The organism is Shewanella sp. FJAT-52076 (assembly GCF_019457455.1).
GTDB classification, from domain to species: domain Bacteria; phylum Pseudomonadota; class Gammaproteobacteria; order Enterobacterales; family Shewanellaceae; genus Shewanella; species Shewanella zhangzhouensis.
In genome coordinates, this window is the sequence record NZ_CP080415.1 from 3,373,283 (window position 1) to 3,392,442 (window position 19,160).

17 protein-coding genes are annotated in these 19,160 nt (G+C 54.2%); 4 read left to right on the forward strand and 13 right to left on the reverse strand.

Annotated features, from left to right (window positions below):
- Positions 1-3: 3 nt before the first annotated feature.
- The 4 genes from K0H79_RS14895 to K0H79_RS14910 all read right to left on the reverse strand — a co-directional run bounded on the left by K0H79_RS14895 (position 4) and on the right by K0H79_RS14910 (position 2,780).
- Positions 4-696, reverse strand: coding sequence for an ABC transporter ATP-binding protein (locus tag K0H79_RS14895; RefSeq protein WP_220076325.1), 693 nt, complete (start codon positions 694-696; stop codon positions 4-6).
- A 44-nt stretch (positions 697-740) separates the two neighbouring features.
- Positions 741-878 carry a hypothetical protein gene (locus K0H79_RS14900; RefSeq protein WP_157608342.1) on the reverse strand — a complete coding sequence of 46 codons (138 nt, stop codon included), beginning with the start codon at positions 876-878 and terminating at the stop codon, positions 741-743.
- On the reverse strand, positions 862-2,118 hold the full coding sequence (locus K0H79_RS14905) for an efflux RND transporter periplasmic adaptor subunit (RefSeq protein WP_220076326.1): 1,257 nt from the start codon (positions 2,116-2,118) through the stop codon (positions 862-864). Before K0H79_RS14905 ends, K0H79_RS14900 begins: the two co-directional genes overlap by 17 nt.
- A gap of 278 nt (positions 2,119-2,396) precedes the next feature.
- Positions 2,397-2,780, reverse strand: a complete 384-nt coding sequence (locus tag K0H79_RS14910; protein ID WP_220065496.1) for an MAPEG family protein — start codon at positions 2,778-2,780, stop codon at positions 2,397-2,399.
- A gap of 98 nt (positions 2,781-2,878) precedes the next feature.
- On the opposite strand from K0H79_RS14910, the gene K0H79_RS14915 reads away from it, so the two are divergent.
- Positions 2,879-3,547, forward strand: coding sequence for a triacylglycerol lipase (locus tag K0H79_RS14915; RefSeq protein ID WP_220076327.1), 669 nt, complete (start codon positions 2,879-2,881; stop codon positions 3,545-3,547).
- Positions 3,548-3,577: 30 nt separating this feature from the next.
- Here K0H79_RS14915 and K0H79_RS14920 read toward each other — a convergent pair whose 3' ends face one another.
- Both K0H79_RS14920 and K0H79_RS14925 read right to left on the reverse strand, forming a co-directional pair.
- A complete protein-coding gene (locus K0H79_RS14920; protein WP_220076328.1) occupies positions 3,578-4,024 on the reverse strand; it encodes an energy transducer TonB in 447 nt (148 codons plus the stop codon).
- A 165-nt stretch (positions 4,025-4,189) separates the two neighbouring features.
- Positions 4,190-5,017: a cobalamin-binding protein gene (locus K0H79_RS14925; RefSeq protein ID WP_220076329.1), complete on the reverse strand. Its 828-nt coding sequence runs from the start codon at positions 5,015-5,017 to the stop codon at positions 4,190-4,192.
- A 177-nt stretch (positions 5,018-5,194) separates the two neighbouring features.
- Between K0H79_RS14925 and pyrC the strand changes: the two genes are divergently transcribed.
- The gene (gene pyrC, locus K0H79_RS14930; RefSeq protein ID WP_220065502.1) at positions 5,195-6,223 is read left to right on the forward strand and encodes a dihydroorotase; all 1,029 of its coding nucleotides are present in this window, start codon (positions 5,195-5,197) and stop codon (positions 6,221-6,223) included.
- Between the two features lie 86 nt (positions 6,224-6,309).
- On the opposite strand, the gene K0H79_RS14935 is transcribed toward pyrC, so the two are convergent.
- Entirely contained in the window at positions 6,310-8,004 is a 1,695-nt protein-coding gene (locus K0H79_RS14935; protein WP_220076330.1) for a diguanylate cyclase, read from the reverse strand.
- 332 nt (positions 8,005-8,336) lie between these two features.
- Here K0H79_RS14935 and K0H79_RS14940 point away from each other — a divergent pair, with 332 nt between their 5' ends.
- A complete protein-coding gene (locus tag K0H79_RS14940) occupies positions 8,337-8,735 on the forward strand; it encodes a hypothetical protein (protein ID WP_220076331.1) in 399 nt (132 codons plus the stop codon).
- A gap of 62 nt (positions 8,736-8,797) precedes the next feature.
- Here K0H79_RS14940 and K0H79_RS14945 read toward each other — a convergent pair whose 3' ends face one another.
- The 6 genes from K0H79_RS14945 to prfB form a co-directional block, all read right to left on the reverse strand.
- Positions 8,798-9,022 (reverse strand): hypothetical protein, encoded by a 225-nt coding sequence (locus K0H79_RS14945; RefSeq protein WP_220076332.1) that lies wholly within the window; start codon positions 9,020-9,022, stop codon positions 8,798-8,800.
- Between the two features lie 7 nt (positions 9,023-9,029).
- Entirely contained in the window at positions 9,030-9,875 is an 846-nt protein-coding gene (locus tag K0H79_RS14950; RefSeq protein ID WP_220076333.1) for an SPFH domain-containing protein, read from the reverse strand.
- 207 nt (positions 9,876-10,082) lie between these two features.
- Positions 10,083-12,302, reverse strand: a complete 2,220-nt coding sequence (locus K0H79_RS14955) for a TonB-dependent siderophore receptor (protein WP_220076334.1) — start codon at positions 12,300-12,302, stop codon at positions 10,083-10,085.
- A gap of 276 nt (positions 12,303-12,578) precedes the next feature.
- Positions 12,579-14,771, reverse strand: a complete 2,193-nt coding sequence (locus K0H79_RS14960) for a TonB-dependent receptor (RefSeq protein ID WP_220076335.1) — start codon at positions 14,769-14,771, stop codon at positions 12,579-12,581.
- Between the two features lie 449 nt (positions 14,772-15,220).
- The gene (gene lysS, locus K0H79_RS14965; protein ID WP_011760985.1) at positions 15,221-16,723 is read right to left on the reverse strand and encodes a lysine--tRNA ligase; all 1,503 of its coding nucleotides are present in this window, start codon (positions 16,721-16,723) and stop codon (positions 15,221-15,223) included.
- Positions 16,724-16,742: 19 nt separating this feature from the next.
- A protein-coding gene (gene prfB, locus K0H79_RS14970) for a peptide chain release factor 2 (RefSeq protein WP_198134285.1) occupies positions 16,743-17,841 on the reverse strand; the annotation gives its coding sequence in 2 pieces (ribosomal slippage) (positions 16,743-17,765 and positions 17,767-17,841; 1,098 coding nt in all).
- A gap of 319 nt (positions 17,842-18,160) precedes the next feature.
- On the opposite strand from prfB, the gene K0H79_RS14975 reads away from it, so the two are divergent.
- The gene (locus K0H79_RS14975; RefSeq protein ID WP_220067929.1) at positions 18,161-19,144 is read left to right on the forward strand and encodes an ion channel; all 984 of its coding nucleotides are present in this window, start codon (positions 18,161-18,163) and stop codon (positions 19,142-19,144) included.
- The last annotated feature ends 16 nt before the right edge of the window (positions 19,145-19,160 follow it).

Consider the following 19,160-nt stretch of genomic DNA (forward strand, 5'->3'; position numbering starts at 1 on the left):
CCCTTAACCGTTAACCACGGCGCGGCTGGTGACGAAATCACACACCTGACCATCCACAATCTGGATGTTACGCTCAGCGCGGCGGGCCAGCTCACCATCGTGGGTCACCATGATGATGGTGGTGCCCTTGCGGTTAATGTCTTCCAACAGTTCCATCACCTGCCGGGCCATCAGGGAGTCTAGATTCCCCGTGGGTTCATCCGCCAGCAAAAAACGGGGCTCACCGGCCAACGCGCGGGCAATGGCCACCCGCTGCTGCTGACCACCGGACAGCTGCGATGGCAGATGCTTTTGTCGTGCCGCCAGTCCCACCTGGGACAGCGCCTCTTCCACCCGGCGCTTGCGCTCGGTGCTGCCAAAACCACGGTAACGCAGGGGCAGCTCGACGTTTTCGGCCAGATTCAAATCCGGAATCAGGTTAAAGCCCTGAAAAATGAAGCCGATTTTCTGATTTCGCACCCTGGCGGCAGCACTGTCACTGAGGTTTGCCACGTTTTCACCATCGAGCCAGTATTCGCCGCCGGAGGCATTTTCCAGCAAGCCGGCAATATTCAAAAAGGTGGTTTTCCCTGAGCCTGAAGGTCCGGTCACGGCCACAAATTCCCCTTCGGCCACCTCCAGGTTAAAGTCCCGCAGCGCATGGGTCTCCACCAGATCTGTGCGGAACAATTTATTGATATTCTTCATGGTTAACATGGTTCGCTTCCTTACTCGTTAATCTATTTATTCGGGTTGCCGCATCAGCGCAGCAACATCAGTCCCAGCGCCGGATTGGTGGCGAGCCACTGTGAGGCCATGGCAAGGGCCAACATCAACAGTGCAATCATCCAACCCAGGCGTCTTTGTTTCATTTCAGATGGCTCAATAGAGGCTGACATGCTCGGCCTGCTTCATCTTGTCACTGCCGGAGATAATCCACTCATCACCGACCTGGCCGCCGTCCAGCACCTGCACCTGGCTGACACTGCGGGCGCCAAGCTTGATGGGGGTGCGGCTGGCAATATCGCCTTCGATACGGTAGACATGGTTACCGCCATCACTGACAAAACTGCCACGGCGCACCATGAGTACATTTTCTAAATTTTCCAGAAGGATACGGGCACTGAGCCGCTGATTTTGCCTGAGCTTCAGTCCCTCGGCGTTATCAAAGCGTACCCGGGTGAGGACTTCGCCGCGGCTCACTTCCGGTGAGATAGAAGCGAGAGCACCTGTGGTTTTAACGCCGCCCAGGTCCAGCTCCACCGCCATACCGAGCCCCAACTCGTCGGCGTAGGATTCAGACACGGCCAATTCGGCTTCAAAGGCACTCAAGTCGACCACAGTCAGAATTGCCTGGCCGCGGCTTAAGCGGGCTTTTTGTTCGGTAAGCCAGTTACCGATAATGCCATCCACTGGTGCGGTCACTTCCAGAGCCGCCACCTGACGGCGCAGATCATCCACCACCAGCTGTTGCCGTTTGAGTTCCAGCGCCTTGTTTTTAAGCTCGAAGGCCTGGGTGTCGGCCATCAGCGCCACTTCCTGCTCGGCATGGTCAAAGCGCAGCTGGGCTTTTTTGTAGTCGTCTTTTACCTTTTCAAAGTCGATACGGCTGATAAGTTCTTTGGCAATAAGCAGGTCGCCACGTCGGCTTTCACGCTCGGCGGCTTCGAGCTCTACTCTGGCGGTATCCAGCACCTGACGGGCACTGAGCTGCTCGCGGCGGGCACTTAAGGTGGCGCGCTCCACTTCGCCTTCGAGCCCCGCAAGGCGGGCTTGTTCCTGGGCCAGCGCATTGGTAAGCAAGGGGCTGTCGACGGTAGCCAGGGCCTGACCCCGGGACACAGTATCACCGGGTTTTGCCAACAATGTGACCATGCCTTCAGCGCTGGCATACAGAATAGGCGCATTGGCCGCCACAATTTTGCCGTTGGAGATGATGTCGCGCACCAGGGTGCCGCGGGTGATGGTGGCGGTGACCAAATCGCTGCGCTTAACAGAATGCCCGGCAGAAATGCCGCTGTTGCCCATGGCCCAGGCGGCTACGATGGCAAACAGCGCCACACTGCCTGCAATCCACCCGATACGACGATACTTGTTTGGGGCCACTACTCTGTCTTGTCCGCTGGTATCCCTGATCATGCCTTGTCCTTCGCCGGTGTGTCCGGTCTTGGGTAATGAAACGTAAGATGCAGGGAGTAAAACAAATAGCGTGCCAGAATTTATTTTCTTTTATTTCAATAAAATAACCAAATATGGTTTTAGGGCGTGTGTCCGCGGACAATGCAAAGTGTCCGTTTTTAAAGAGTCAGTGTCCGCGCCGCTGACGCCCTGTCCGGCCAGAAAACACAAAGCCCGGACAGGGCTTGTCCGGGCTCAATCGCTGCACAGCGACAACATTGTTGGCGACAATGCCTGAATCAGAACGCCTGGGCAAACAGCGTAAAGCAGCTGATCATACTCACAAACCACAGGCCGGATCGCAGCTTGTCCTGGTCGTACAGATACGCAAGGTGGTAGCCCACCCGGGCAATCACATGCACCACTGCGGCCACCTCGGCGGTGCCATTGACCTTATCTGTGGCCATCACCACCAGGGCCGCCAGGCCGAAAATCAACAAAGATTCGAAGGCGTTTTGATGGCCAGCCAGCGCTCTGGCGCCAAAGCCCTCGAGCCTGGCCTGCTGGCTGCGGGGATGGTGATTGTCGTAGCCACCCATTTTGGCCATAGCCACGGCAACAGGCCCCTTGGCCAGATAAGGCAGTAACATGGAAATCAATAAACACACGAGCAAGGTTGTCATGTAAGCTCCCGCTTAAAATATGAAGAAGGTTTCATTTGTCATCGATGATTTAGCCAGCTAAAAACAAAGGCTTCAAGGGAATATTCAGGAGTCGGACCATGCATGCCATCTTCGTCCATGGATTGGGTCGTACCCCAGTGTCCGGGTTTCCGATGCTCGCCACCTTACGGCGGGCAGGTATTCGCTGCCGGACACTCGGCTATCTGGCCGCCATGGAGCCTGTGGATGCAATTGTCGGGCGCCTTGGTAAACACATAGCCCGGCTGCCTGCCGATGAGCCCTACATACTCATAGGTCATTCACTGGGCGGGGTTATCATCCGCACGCTGCTGAGCGCTTCAACACCACCAGCCAGGTTGCCTGCTCATGTCTTTTTGCTCGGCTCACCGGTTCAACCGGCAAGGCTTGCCATAAAGCTTAAAACCAATCCGCTGTTCAAATTATTCAGTGGCGACGCAGGGCAACTGCTTGGCAGCGCACCGCGCATGGCAGCCATTGGCGAGCCCACCGCTCTGGGCATCCCCTGCACTGTTATCAAGGGCACAGGAGGAATGCCCACCGGCACCAAGGGCCGTAAACTGCCACCCTTCTACGGTGAAGAAAACGACGGTGTGGTTGCCCTTTCCGAAGTCACCGCGCTCTGGCAGTGCAATAATCCTCTGTGTGAGCGGGTTTCACTGCCATTGCCTCACACTCTGCTGCCATCAAGCCCTGCCGTGGGAAGACTCATCGCAGCGCGGCTGCAAAGCACCGGTTTGATAACTTAAGGTTACTTAATCAACTATCGAAGCAGCCACTCATGATGGAACCGATGCCTCGCACTGATTTCGGAATTCTGCTTTGTTTTTTGCGTCGTTAATTTCCAAAGTCAGACCCACTTTCTGTATCGCAGGAGCTCGTGCGGGGTTTTCTTCTGTGGGTTCCCAACGCCATTTTTTAAGGGCTGCCAGCACTGAGGGAACAAACACCTCACCAGGATATGAGTGGATAACTTTATAGCCATCAATCTTGCCATGGGTATTGATGTTTACCGATAAGGTGACACAACCAGAGAGCGACTTCTTGGCTGCACTGATGGGAAATGCAGGTGCAGGGCTATAATTTTCAGTCCAATATGATAATGGTTTAGCGGATTTTTCTTGATTGGTAAGATCCAGGTAATCTTGTTTCTCTGCTGAGTTATCTGTTGTCTGACAACCTGCCAAAACCAATAATCCAAAAGCGAAATAAGCCATACCGCGCATAGTGTTACGTCCCTGTTATATGAATGAAATTTCTCAAAAGCCTGAAAAGTAACAACATAAAAACAAAGTTGCAACCTGCACTTCCATTAACGGCATCGCACTACTGATACACCCCAAATCGTAAAAACGGCGACAACACCACCAAGCCCACTGCGAATCTGCCCTCTACTGACGCGCCTTATCCAACGCCTGACAGAGCACCTCCACACCATCAATGGCCCTTGGGCCGGCGCGGTGCAGCAGATCAGCATCGAGGGCATAGATGTGCCCCTTGGCGACCGCAGGTACCTCTGGCCACTGCTGCCAGTCAATGCCGTTGATATTGCCCTCATCCTGGCTGCGTAAAATCACCTCGGGCTTTTTCAGCAGTACCGTTTCTATGCTGACCTGAGGGTAGTCGCCCTGGGTGTCCAGAAACACGTTTTCACCATGGCAGGTTTGAATAATCTGCTCAATCCAGCTGCCCTTTCCGACCGTCATCAAAGGTTGTGACCAGAGCTGATAAAACAGCCGGACTTTGGGCTTGGCGGCATACTCCTGACGTAACGCAGCGAGTCGGGCAAGATAGTCATCGGCGACTTGCTGTGCCTGCGCCTCCCTGCCGGTTAATTTGCCCAGAGCAATCAGCTCTTGCCCCACTTGTTCCAGGGTCTTGGGATTGCTGTGGAACAGGGTAAAGCCAAACTTCTTCAGCATCTCCAGGTCTTCGGCGCGATTACCCCCTTCCCAGGTCACAATCAAATCCGGCTTCAGTGCCAACACCTGCTCCATCTGAATACCGTAGTAGCCGCCGATGCGGGGAATGGCTTTGGCCGCTTCGGGGTAATCGGCATGATCCGTGGTGGCAAGGATGGCATCACCGGCACCAATGGCGTAGAGCATTTCCACCGAATGGGGAGAAAGCGCAATAATGCGCTCGGCTTGCCCCGCTTCAGCCAGGGCAAGCTGAGGAGTCAGTGCCAGCAACACTATAAAATACGACAGGATTTTCAACGGCTTCTCCAATTTTTATCTTCCTTGGGCTTGGCCCAGCACTATAGCCCAAAGCCCACAGGTGGCATAGTCCGCCAAAGGTGGATACCACAGAAGCAGGGATAATTCCCTTCCCGCCTTGCCCTTTGAGACCGCGATACTTAAAATCTGCCCACCCTCACAGCAGAAGAACACCCTATGACTCATTTGACTCTCACCCGCCCCGATGACTGGCATATTCACCTGCGCGACGGCGACTCCCTTGCCGACACAGTGCGCGACGCCGGTCGTTACATGGGCCGCGCCATCGTGATGCCCAATCTGGTGCCGCCTGTGACCAATACAGAAGCCGCGATTGCCTACTACGAGCGTATCAAGGCCCACAGCAGCACCGCCTTCGAGCCCTTAATGGTGCTGTATCTCACCGACAAGACCAGCCCGGATGAAATCCGCGCCGCCAAGGCCTCCGGCAAGGTGGTTGCCGCCAAGCTGTATCCTGCGGGAGCTACCACCAACTCTGATTCCGGCGTGACCGACGTCAAGAACATCTATGGCGTGCTCAAGGCCATGGAAGAAGAAGGTTTACTGCTGCTGGTACACGGTGAAGTCACTGATTCTGCAATCGATATCTTCGACCGTGAGCGTATCTTTATTGAAAACATTCTCTCCAAAGTGGTGGCAGACTTCCCCGGCCTCAAGATAGTGCTGGAGCACATCACCACCAAGGATGCAGTGGATTTCGTGATGTCCGCCGGTGATAATGTCGCCGCCACCATCACAGCCCATCACCTGCTGTATAACCGCAACCACATGCTGGCCGGCGGTATTCGCCCGCACTTCTACTGTCTGCCCATCCTTAAGCGTAATACCCACCAGCAGGCACTGTTGGCAGCGGCCACCAGCGGCAGCAAGAAGTTTTTCCTTGGCACCGATTCGGCGCCACACGCCAAAGACAAAAAAGAAGCCGCCTGTGGCTGCGCTGGCTCCTACACTGCCCACGCGGCACTGGAACTGTATGCTGAAGCCTTTGAGGCTGAAGGCGCACTGGACAAGCTGGAAGCCTTTGCCAGCTTCAATGGCCCGGACTTCTATGGTCTGCCACGCAATGCCGACACAGTCACCCTGGTGAAAAGCCCCTGGCAGGTGCCCGAGTCTTATCCCCTCGGCAGCACCACTGTGGTGCCTATCCGTGCCGGTGAAATCATTGGCTGGAAAGTCGAAGACTGAGCCCATGGCCGCCTGAGCAGAAAAAAGCCGCGATAACGCGGCTTTTTTATTATCTGGATTGGAGCTTGGGTTTAACAACGGGAGTGTCAGTAAGCTTTTACACAGTTGCGTCCGTCGGCTTTGGCACGGTAAAGGGCTTCGTCCGCCGCTTCAAACAGGGCAAAGCCGCTCAGATGCTGCTTTGCGTCAAATTCACTGCATCCGATGCTCACGGTAAGCCCAACCCCCTCTTTGGTGTCCCTCACCACCTTTTCACGGATCCGCTCGGCCAACTGCATGGCCTCCCCCGCACTCGTTTCAGGCAGGATAAGGGCAAATTCTTCACCGCCGTAGCGACAGGCCATACCGGGCTTTTGCACTGTGCCAGCCAGTATATCTGCCACCAACTGTAACGCCTTGTCTCCCTCGGCATGGCCGCGACTGTCATTGAATTGCTTGAAGTAATCAATATCCAGCACCAGAAGCGACAGTGGCTGATGGCGGCGACAGGCTTTTAAATACTCCTGCTGCAATTGCTCATCAAAGAATCGCCTGTTGTAGAGGCCGGTCAGTACATCGATATGATTGCGCCGCTTGATATCCTGCATGCGACTGCCGAGGGCCAGACTCAGAAGCACCATCTCCACCAGAGAACCCAGCTGGAACGCATTTTGTGTAAAAGCGTTATGGGGCAATACGCCAAAGCTTTTCAGCATGTAGACAAAGGCTCCAAGCAGCAATGCACTGAAGGCAACCAGGTAAAAGCGCGCCGGACGCGATCCTTTCATCAGCGCCATCACACCTACCACCAGCAGTTGAATGCAGATAAAGGTGGTCAGTACCGACAGCATCAACACCACATGATGGTAACTCAGTATCGGCGCCAATATGAGGCCTAGCACGCAGCCCCACTCCACCCTCGCCGCCAGCCTGTCGGCGACGGGCAGGAGCTGGGCCAGACTGAGGATTTCCCGGGTAAATCTCAGGGCGCCAAACAGCGACAGGGCGAGCAGCAGCAACAAGCTCTTATTGGCCATCCAACTGCTTTCAGGCCATAAATACTGGAAACTCAGACCATTGTGCACCGACATGTAGAGGCCATAGCTGAGCACATAGAGCACGTAGAAAATAAATGCCCGCTCACGCACGGTAAGGAAAATAATCAGGTTGTACACCAGCAGCACGATAAAGCCGCCGTAGTAAATGCCAAGGGACAGGTATTCCCAGGTCACCTGACTGATAAGCTCGCTCGGCGCATAGAGCGCAAGACCAATATTAAGTGAACCCTGGGTTTCAAAACGCAGATACAGGGTTTGGGTTTCGCCGGGCGCCAGGGTCAGCGGAAATACAAAGGTGCGTAAATCCAGTGCGCGACTGTGGAACTCATGTCTGTCACCAGTGGCAGTATGGAGCCACCCCTCGGCTGTGGGTTGCCACAGGTCGAGAAAATCAATCAATGGATAATCCTGGCGCAGATAAAAATGCCGTGCCTCGGCAGCCGGATTATGCACGCTGACCCTGATCCACCAGGTTGACGGACTGAAACCGAAATTGGCTGAACCTTTCAGGGGCGTAAACTGATGCTGCGTTGTAGCTTGCCTGACCTCATCAAAGCTAAGCTGCCCCTTGGGGTCTTCCAGCAGGCTTAAATAAGGGGTTAGGGGTAAAAGCGCCGGACCCGCTTCGGCAACCCCGGGAGGTTGTGCGCTGGGTGTATGTGACTCAACCTGTGAGGATGCGGCATAAAGAGCACCGCTGAACGCTGGCAAGCATGCCAGCAAAATAAATAAGAAACGTATCATAGGATCTCGGGGCGGCGGTTTTGTATGCCTCAGTCAGTTCCATCTACGCTGTCCGTTGACGTTTAGTTTTTCTGTGCCGCGCCAACCTCACTATAACACCTACGGCAAAATAACACTCCTGCAACAACCGTTTTTTACCTTTTCAGTGCTTTCGCCTGCCTCAAAAATCAGCGCTCGATAGCAATCTCACACCAATTCCCTTAGACCCACGGGAAACCCAGCCAAAACCGCACTGCAGGTCAGCTGTGGTTCAGCTCATTCTGCTACCCTGCGCGGGTGATGGTTTACCGCGGCGCAGTGCTGAGATTCCGCCGACAAAGATGGGGTAAAAAATGAGATTGCTGTTAAGTACGGTTTTGGCCTTGGTTCTGGTAAGCGGTTGTACCAGTAAGCCCGTACTGGACCTCGATGATTTGCTGGTACCCGTGAGTCGCTCCGGTGCCACCATGCCACTGGAAAAGGTGGAGCAAAGCATTCTGACCGCCACCCGCAAACGGGGCTGGGTCTCACGGGTGGTGGAGCCCGGCCTGATTGAAGCCCAGATATCCGTGCGAAGCCACGGCGCCAATGTGCTCATTCCCTTCAACCAGCACAGCTATTCCATCCATTACAAAGACAGCGCCAATCTGGACTTTGATGAAGGCAGTATCCACAGAAACTACAACAAGTGGGTTCACAACCTGTCCAAGAGCATCCGAGTGGAGCTGCAAAGCAACAGTCAGCGTCTCTGAAGGGGATGAATAAAAAAGGAAGCCAGATGCTTCCTTTTTAATGGGCGTTAAACCTGGCGTTGTCAGGGAGGGGGTTGCTCCGTCGATTCGCTCTCGTCGGGCTCATCGTTTGCCTGCACTTCCACCACCACCTTTTGCACCAGTTTCACCCGGCCGCTTTGCACCAAGGCTTCCCGCAGCACATACTCCATCTGCGCATTCAGGCTTCTCAGCTCATCATCGGCCCAGCGCTGCATGGCCGCGAGGACATCGGCATTGATCCTTAATGGGTAAGCCTTTTTGGTCATAAGCGCCTCAGTACAGGGAACCCGTGTTCACAACAGGCTGAGTACTCTTATCACCACACAGCACCACCAACAGATTACTCACCATCACCGCCTTGCGCTCTTCATCCAGTTCTACCACGTTCTGGGCTTTTAACCGTTCCAGCGCCATTTCCACCATGCCCACGGCACCTTCGACGATTTTGGCTCGTGCGGCGATGATGGCGGTGGCCTGCTGACGCTGCAACATGGCACTGGCAATTTCCTGGGCATAGGCCAGGTGGCTGATTCGGGCTTCCAGTACAGTAACCCCGGCGCGGCCAAGACGTTCCTGAATTTCCTGCTTGAGCTTATCGGCGATGGCCTGGGGATGACTTCTCAGTGCCACTTCGCTCTCATCCTGGGGATCGTATGCGTAGCTGCTGGCCATGTTGCGAAGCGCCGCTTCACTTTGAATAGAGACATAGCTTTCGTAATCATCCACTTCAAACACGGCCTCGGCACTGTCGGTAACCGACCAGACGACTATGGTGGCAATTTCGATGGGATTACCCAAGTTGTCGTTCACCTTGATTTTTGCGCTCTCAAAGTTACGGATACGCAGGGATATGGTGCGTTTGGCAAACAGCGGTATGGTCCAGCGCAGCCCTGTGTTTCTCACCGAGCCCACGTAACTGCCGAACAGTGTCAGCACCTTGGCCTGATTGGGCTGCACCATAAAAAAGCCAGGCCAGCAAAGGGCGGTCAACACATTACCTATCACGCCAGCATATTGAGAGGTGGTGGCCATCATGGCAAAAAACACCAGATGCAGAGCAATAAGCACCACAAACACCAGATAGCCACTGAGGGAAAATCCACGTTTTTCTTGTACCATGACTCACTCCAATTGATATCAGTTTGATATCAAATTAAGAGCCGGTTAAAAAAAGATCAACAGGTATTTTGTAAATCTTGTGTCAGATGTGCGCTAAACATGAGTGCAAAAAAAAAGAGGTTCACCCCTGCCACAACGATTGCAATGATTTGTTTTAAATAAAAAAAGCACGGCTTAATCCGTGCTTTTTATGGTGGTGAGTGCTAGCTAAAATCGGTATTTTACATTCGCCGTGATTTGACGCTGCTGGCCGTAAAAACAGTCACCCCGCGCCAGGCAACTGGTGATCACCGTTCTGTCGCTGAGGTTATCGAGGTTGAGGGTCAGATCCCAACTCTCCCATTCGTAGCCCAGCATCATATCCCACATCTGATAGCTGTCGGTTTGCAAAGCCCTGTGGGCATAGCTGCCATCCGGCAACAGCACATCCACACTGCCATCGGATGTCTGGCCTACATAGCGATAGCCCAGCCCCATCTTGAGCCCGGGAAGCCAATTGTCAGGCCGATAGGTAGCCCATACAGACAGCATATTGTCCGGCATGGCGGCCAAACGCGCGCCCTGCTCGTACAGCTTGTCGGTGACCTTGATTTCCGAGTCACTGTACGCATAACTGCCGTACAGGTCCCAGTGTTCCCACTCAAGCTGCGCCTCGAGTTCAATACCACGAATTTCCACTTCACCCAGCTGGCTCATGGCGTCCGGCGTATCCTGAGTCACCCGATTGGACTCCACAATGCGATAGCCCGCCAGAGTGATCAAATGTTCAGTTCCCTCAGGCTGATACTTTATACCCCCCTCCCACTGCTGACCTTCCCTTGGCTTATACACCTCACCGGACTTGGACACCCCGGCAATGGGATTGAACGACTCGGAATAGCTGACATAGGGCGAAATGCCGCCGCTGAAGGCATACATAAGCCCGGCCCTGGCGGTGGTGGCCGAAGGTGATGTCTTAATACCGGCGGTATTTTTCACGTCCAGACTGTCGTGCCTGAGTCCCAGGCTGAGTACCCAGTCATTCCAGCGCATGGAGTCCTGCAGATAAAGACCCAGCTGACGTTGGCTGGCACTGGGGTTATCCCTGATAACCTCATCACCGGGCAGGCTTATCTGCCCATACACAGGCTGGTAGACGTCAATCAAACCACCCTGACCGGAAAGATAAGCGCTGTCGTTATCTGTCACTACATCCTGATAGTCGGCGCCAACCGTGACCCTGTGGGTCAGGGCCCCGGTGTCAAACTCACCGTGGAGCTGCAAATCGGTGGTGAAGGCACTGGCGCTGGCGTCACTCAGGTAGACAGAGCGCAGCAGCTCGCGCTTGTTGTCCTGAAACTTGGGCGGCCAGGCATACAGGGTGCGGTATTCGGCGCTGGAGTCCATTTGCCGTGCTGCCCAGTTGAGCTGAAGTCCGGATTCAAATTCATGCTCCAGCTTGAGGGTGACCGAGTGCTGCCGGGTATCGTATCTGTCCCATCCCGGCTCGCTGACAAAGCGCTCGCTGGGGATCTGGCCGTATTTGGCCGGCAACAGGGTGCCTTCGTGGGGGAAAAACTGGGTGCTGGACCCGGTGTGGTTATCCTGAAAATAGGTCAGCAGAGTCAGCCTGGTATTGTCGGTCACATAAAAGCTGACAGAAGGCGCCACAAAGAAGGCATCGTCGGCCACGTGCTCGGTTTGGCTGTTGGCATCACGCACCAGCGCCGTCAGCCGGTAGAGCACATTGGCATCCTCATCGAATGCCCCGGTGAAGTCGCCGGCCAACTGTTTGCGCTGATAGTTGCCAAGCTGGGCCCAGATTTCGTTGCTGCGGGCCGCCGTGGGCTGCTTGGTGACCATATTGACTATGCCACCGGTGCTGCCCTGACCAAAGAGGACTGACGAAGGGCCCTTAAGAATTTCAACCTGTTGCAACAGGTAAGGATTGGGGCGGGCATTATTGTAGTTGCCGAATAGCAGCTGCAAACCATCGAGGTAGCTCACGGGCGCCACCGAACGAATTTGAGACCAATCGCCACGGGAGTCCATGCCGTAGGGGCCATTGTAAACACCGGCCACATAGCCCAGAGCATCCTGCAATGTCTCGGCGCCCAAATCTGTGATGCGCTTTTCGGTGAGCACAGACACAGACACAGGGGTTTCGACCACGGGCACATTGCTCTTGCTGGCAGAGGCACTGACAAAGGAAATCAGACCGCGGCTGCTCAGCACCTGTATCCGCTCAATATCGCTTTTGGCGCCGTCTACTGGTAAAGCACCCGCTGATGCCTCCGCAGCCGGCGAAGTTGCCGCTGCCACCGCCTGCGATGTCGTCTCTTCAGCCTGAGCATCTGCCTTGGTATTGTCGGCAGCCTGGCTCTGACAGGCACAGGCCAGCATGGCCAGCCACAGCAAAGAATAGCCCTGGTGTTTCGTCGCTTTCATACATCCCCCGAATGAGTGACTCAATTAAAATTGTCGGGAGATTACCATTTTGATAATAATTCTCAATTGCAAATAAGAAAATTTACAAACCATTGATATCATGAGAATTGTAAAGAAACGCCTGTCTTGATTTACCTGAAAATAAGGATGGATGAGCGCTATAAACACCGGCACTCAGTGATGTCAGCGCTTCTTTTGCTGATGGCATAAAAAAACCGGCACCCATCAATGGATACCGGTTTTCTGCCCCCGGGGCGGTTTGAGATGACTTATCGCTTAAAACGCGCGACTGTATCCCAGGCTCAGGGTGCGTCCCATCCCCTTAAAGTACCGGGTATCGTTGGGAACCGTCTGGGAATAGTAGGTGTAGTAGTCTTCATTCAACAGGTTTTGCAGCCCCAGGGTCAAACTGCCGCCATAGAGTGGCAGGCTCAGCGAGGCATCCACAGTGTAGTAGCTGTCAAACTCGGCATAGAGGCTGCCATCGGCTTTATGGAACTCGCGATCCATAAAGTAGTTCAGCTGAATGCGACTGGTGGCATCAAAGGCAAAGCTGTGCTCCCAATGCAGGTTGATGCGGTTGGGGGCAATGTTGGCGCCGTCCAAATCCGTGTCTGTCCGGCCATCTTTGTTGGAGTCGTACTCACCTTCGGTGAATGCCATGTTCAGCCCCAGGGTGTCATCGTCACCCAGATAGGCAGACAGGCTGGCCTCAATGCCGCGAATGAGGGTTTTCTCACGTTTAACGCTGTAGAAACCATCCTGATTACGCTCGAGACGGGCCCCCAAATCGCTGCCGGAATGGTAAGCCGCTACCTTGGCCGCAAACATATCACCCTGATAGTCAATACCCAGCTCATAGTTGTCGGTCACCACAGGCTCGAGGCTAAGGGAGGTTTCCACGCTGGGATTGTCAGCGGGGAAGCTGTTGCCATCACGCAGGATACGGCCGATGTCGGCCATCCCAAATCCCTGACTGAAGCTGGTGTACAGTCTCAGTGATGGGGTGAAGTTATAGCTGAGTCCCACATTAAACAGTGCCTGATTGAAGTCCGGTTCGCCACCGGTAATCTGCTTGTCGCCCGAGCTCCACAGCGTCTTGTAGTCATCTACCTTGAGTTTGGCGTACTCGTAGCGAATACCGGCCGACAGATTCAGCGCCTCCAGCGGGCTCAGGCTCAGCTGGGCATAGGGGGCAATATTCTGATAGCGGGTTTCCGGCACCCAGGACACACCGGTTTGTACCAGGTCCTGCTCGGTGGTGTCGCTGAAGAGATCCAGGCCATAGGCCAAGTCCACTCCGGAATCGGCAATATTGTTGGCAATCAACGAGGTTTTCAAACCCCACTTGTTGGACTGATTACGGCTCTGCTCATAATAGAGGTTTTCGCCATTGGTGCCGCTGCCACACTGGGTCAGGCCCGGTGCACTGTCAAATTCGGGATCGTAGAAACTGGCAAAACAGCCACCGCCATAAACGCCCTGGAAATCCTGATTGAACAGCTGCACCTCCAGCTGTTGACCGGCAATATCGAAGTGCTTGTAGCTAAGACTGGTAGTGGTAACCCTGTTGTTGGCGCCTTCCCATGGCTGCGATTCTTTTACCGCAGAGGTAGGAATATCGTTGGCCACACTGCCCTTTTGCGACATCCAGTCACCGTTATTGTCCAATCGGAAGTGGTTTACCATCAGCTCCAGGCGCGACTTATCCATGTCATAGCCGAGCTTGATGAACACATCCTTACTTTGGCTGTCCATCGACTCACCCTGGGTGGTGTCAACACCGATAACCTGATCGTTGGCATCATAGTAGACGCCGCTGCTGTGGTAACCCACAGATCCCAGAATATCGAGGTTGTCGGCGCGGCCGGAGAAGGCATAGTTGGCACCGAAGCTCAGGCTGTCGCTCTCAAAACTGGTGGGCGCAGACACATCGACACTGATTTTATTGCCGCTGCCATCCGGTTTTTTGGTGATGTAATTAATGATACCGCCCTGGGCGCCCATGCCGTGCATGGCGTTGGCACCGTGAATAATTTCAATGCGCTCAATCATGTCCGGGTCGATTGTCTGCCCTGAGCGGCCACCACTGCGCAGCGGATTGGACTGAGGCACACCATCAATCATGATAAGCGGGGCACGGCCACGAAGGGTCTCGCCCGTGTTGCTCATCTTCTGTCTGCTGGGCGAAAAGCTGGGGGCCAGATTACCTATGATGGATGACAGGTCACGGGTGCCGGCAAGCTGCTGCTTCAGGGTTTCCTGGTCAATCACAGTCACTGTGTTGGGAATGGCACTGAGGGGCTTTTCCATACGGCTGGAAGTGATTACCAACCTTTCCATGCGCTGTTGGGCGGCCTGAGCCTTGGTATCTGTGTTGCTGTTGGCATCGGCCTGCTGGGCCATGGCAACCGGCGCGCCTATTGCAGCCAAAACCGATAAAGCCAGTAAAGAAGGGGCGAATTTCATCATGATTCCTGTCTCTTGGTCACCAATGCGACGGTGACTCTTGTTATGGACTGGTGTGGTGATGGCGCTCCCTGCCTTAATATTTTAAATGATAATCTTTATCATTTTCATAATTAATGCGAAGTATAAAGAGGCTGAACACGTCTGTCCAGTCACTCAGAGCATGGAAAACTGACCGACTCGGTGGTGAACAGGCTGCAGCCCGGCGTTCAGGATGACCAGCGCAACAGACTTCACCAATCGGCCTGAATCAGGCAGGCAAAAATTGAGAAAATACGACAGGAAAAAGCGAATACCGCTGATGTGGCAAGATTGCGATCCGCTTCACTTTTTCGCGGCAGGGCAGAGTCAAAGCAGTTAAAAAAGGAAGAAAAAACCGCCCGCATGATGCGAGCGGCTTGGAGAGTTCAAAGCATCCAAAACAGGCCTATGCTTGGTTTGGAAACAGCTTACGCCTGAGGACGCATGGCCGGGAACAGGATCACGTCACGGATGGTGTGAGTGTTGGTAAAGAGCATCACCAGACGGTCGATACCAATGCCCTGACCGGCAGTGGGTGGCAAACCGTGTTCCAGCGCAGTGATGAAGTCAGCATCGTAGAACATGGCTTCGTCGTCACCGGCGTCCTTGGCTTCTACCTGCGCCTTGAAGCGGTTGTCCTGATCTTCAGCGTCGTTAAGCTCGCTGAAGCCGTTGGCCACTTCACGGCCACCGATGAAGAACTCGAAGCGGTCGGTGATGAAGTCGTTACCATCGCTGCGGCGGGCCAGCGGCGAAATATCTGCTGGGTAGCCGGTGATGAAGGTAGGCTGCATCAGCTTGGGCTCGGCAGTTTCACCAAAAATTTCTTCCAAGAGCTGTCCACAGCTCCAGAAGGTTTCGGTTTCGATGCCCACGTCCTTGGCAAGCTTACGCATGAAGTCGATGTTCTTCACTTCTTCGTAGGTCATGGCCTGGATAGTGGCGTTGTCCGGGTTGTAGTGCTTGATGGCTTCGAGCATGCTCATACGGGTGTATGGGCCGCCGAAATCAATCACGTGCTCGCCGTAAGGCAGCTTGGTGTCACCCAGCAGTTCCTTGGCGATGCTGGACAGCATCTCTTCGGTCAGATCGATAAGATCCTTATAGTCGGCGTAGGCCATATAGAATTCCATCATGGTGAATTCCGGGTTATGGCGTGGCGACAGACCTTCGTTACGGAAGTTACGGTTGATTTCGAACACACGCTCAAAACCGCCCACAACCAGACGCTTCAGGTAAAGCTCCGGGGCAATACGCAGGTACATTTCGATGTCCAGCGCATTGTGATGGGTGACGAAAGGACGGGCAGAGGCGCCGCCTGGGATCACGTGCATCATCGGGGTTTCAACTTCCATGAACTCTTTTTTGATCATGAAGTTGCGGATGGCAGCAACCACTTTTGAGCGCATTTTGAAGGCTTCACGTGAGTCTTCGTTGACGATGAGGTCAACATAACGCTGGCGGTAGCGGGTTTCCTGGTCGGTCAGACCGTGGAATTTCTCAGGCAGTGGGCGCAGTGCCTTGGTCAGCAGCTCGTAGCGCTCCATGTTCACATAGAGGTCGCCCTTGCCGGACAGGTGCAGAGTACCTTCCACACCTATGATGTCACCGATATCCAGACCGGCATAACGGTCTTTTAAGTCGGCCTGCACGCCTTTATCGGCATAGGCCTGGATACGGCCAGACACGTCCTGCAGTACCAGGAAGGGACCACGCTTGGCCATTACACGGCCGGCAATGGCAGTTTGGAAACCCAGGGCTTCCAACTCTTCCTTTGTCTTGTCACCGAACTGCGCTTGAAGCTCGGCGGCCTTGTGTTTACGGCGGAAGGTGTTGGGGTGACCATTGGCTGGGCAGTTCTTGCGGACGTGTTCCAGCTTGGCACGACGTTCAGCAATCAGCTTATTCTCGTCTTGGATGTGTTCAGTCATCGTCTCTTCTCGCAGTAAATTACAGCCCGGATTTAAGGCTGGCTTCAATAAACTTGTCCAGATCGCCGTCCAGCACCGATTGGGTGTTGCGGGTCTCTACGCCGGTACGCAAATCCTTGATACGGGAGTCATCCAGTACATAAGAGCGGATTTGGCTACCCCAGCCGATGTCAGACTTGGCATCTTCGGCGGCCTGCTTTTCAGCGTTTTGCTTTTGCAGCTCCAGCTCATAGAGCTTGGCTTTCAGCTGCTTCATGGCGGTGTCTTTGTTCTTGTGCTGTGAGCGGTCATTCTGACACTGCACCACAGTATTGGTGGGCAAGTGGGTAATACGTACCGCAGACTCGGTGCGGTTTACGTGCTGACCACCGGCACCCGAGGCGCGGTATACGTCGATACGCAGATCGGCCGGGTTGATATCAATCTCGATGTCATCATCGATTTCCGGATACACAAACACAGAGCAGAACGAGGTGTGACGACGGCCGCTGGAGTCGAATGGCGACTTACGCACCAAACGATGTACACCGGTTTCGGTGCGCAGCCAGCCATAGGCATACTCGCCGGTAAACTTGATGGTGGCACTCTTGATACCGGCCACGTCACCGTCTGACACTTCAATCAATTCAGGTTTGAAGTCGTGGGCTTCCCCCCAACGCAGGTACATACGCAGCACCATTTCGGCCCAGTCCTGGGCTTCGGTACCACCGGAGCCGGACTGAATGTCCAGGTAGCAGTCAGAGGGATCCTGTGGGCCGGAGAACATACGGCGGAACTCCAGATCCTCAAGGCTCTTCTCAAGCTCATCGAGCTCGGCCTTGGCATCTTCGAAGGTGCCTTCGTCTTCTTCCTCAACGGCCAGTTCCAGCAGGCCTTCCACATCTTCCAGACCCGAATCCAGCGTGTCTATGGTCTTGACCACATTCTCCAGGCTGGCGCGTTCTTTGCCCAGTGCCTGAGCACGCTCGGGGTTGTTCCAGACATCTGAGCTTTCAAGCTCGCGGGTAACTTCTTCCAGACGCTCTTTTTTGGCGTCGTAGTCAAAGATACCCCCTAAGGAGCATAGTGCGCTGGGCCAGCTCCTTAATTTTGAATTTAACCGGATTGACTTCAAACATGGTGATTCAACTTAAATCGATTGGATAACAGAAAAATTAACGGCGTATTCTACCAAAGTGACCGGCTGGATACCAGTTAAGCATCCGGCTTTGTCCGGGGCTTTTTGTACCATTTTGCTCCCTGTCCACCCGAGTCCACCTGAGCTTGGTTGCGCCTTGGATTCCCCGGGTCTTAACCATGCCAAATCCCCCGCCACACCATGGCTTACTGCCTCGCCCTATTTAGTCGCGTTAAACGCGAAGGATGGCCGCGTTAATCGCGATGGACGGGCGCGCCGCCCCTTCTGGCAGGGCCACAGAGCCTGTCTATACTGTTGAGATGGACGAAAAAATCCCCGTGTGCTGCTATCACGAAGATGAGGGATTTTCATGCTCAGAGCCCGCAGGCCCCAGCGGCCTGTGTTACTGGCATGACCCCCGCATCACCAAAGATGGCCCAGATGACAAAGCCAAACTCGAAGCATACGCCCGCAAGGGTGGCATGCTCAGAGGCATTCACCTAAAGCGTGCCGAGCTGGCCGGTATCGATTTGGTTAAACACCACAGCAAAACCGGTTATGACATGAGCCATGCCGAGCTGTACCGGGCCAATCTTAACGGCGCCCACCTGTTTAATCTCAACCTGGAAAACGCCAGTTTGATGAAGGCCGATCTGCGGGAGGCCAATGTTCACTGCGCCAATCTGGTCAATACCAATTTGCTGGGCATCAAATGGATGGGTGCCAAAATTGAAAACATCAATACCGGCAAGCTGCTCAAACAGGAACGTATGGCCATGGAGGCCGAGCGTGTGGGTGAGATGGAAATTGCGCTGGATTATTTCGAGCAGGCCGAAGAAATCTACCGCGATCTGCGCAAGGCCGCCGAGCGCGAAGGCCTGTTTGCCATGGGCGGGTATTTTATTCAGCGCGAACTGACCATGCGCCGCCATCAGTTGCCCAAGTATTCCCGTGCCAGGCTGACCTCCAAAATTGTTGATCTCTTCTGCGGCTATGGTGAATCGCCGGGGCGGGTTATCGGCTTTTCCATGGTGCTCATTCTTATTTGTGCCATCTGTTATTTTTTCACCGGCCTAAGCTACGGTGGCAACATACATGTGTTCAGGTCAGAAAACACCTTTATGATGAATTTCTACTTATTTTTTAACTGTATATACTACTCAGTTGTGACTTTCACCACCCTTGGCTACGGCGATTTTACCCCCATAGGCTTCTCGCGTCTGATAGCCGCCATCGAGGCCTTTACGGGCAGTTTTACCATCGCCCTTTTCGTGGTGGTATTCGTAAAGAAAATGACCCGCTGAGCAACACAGGAAAGCG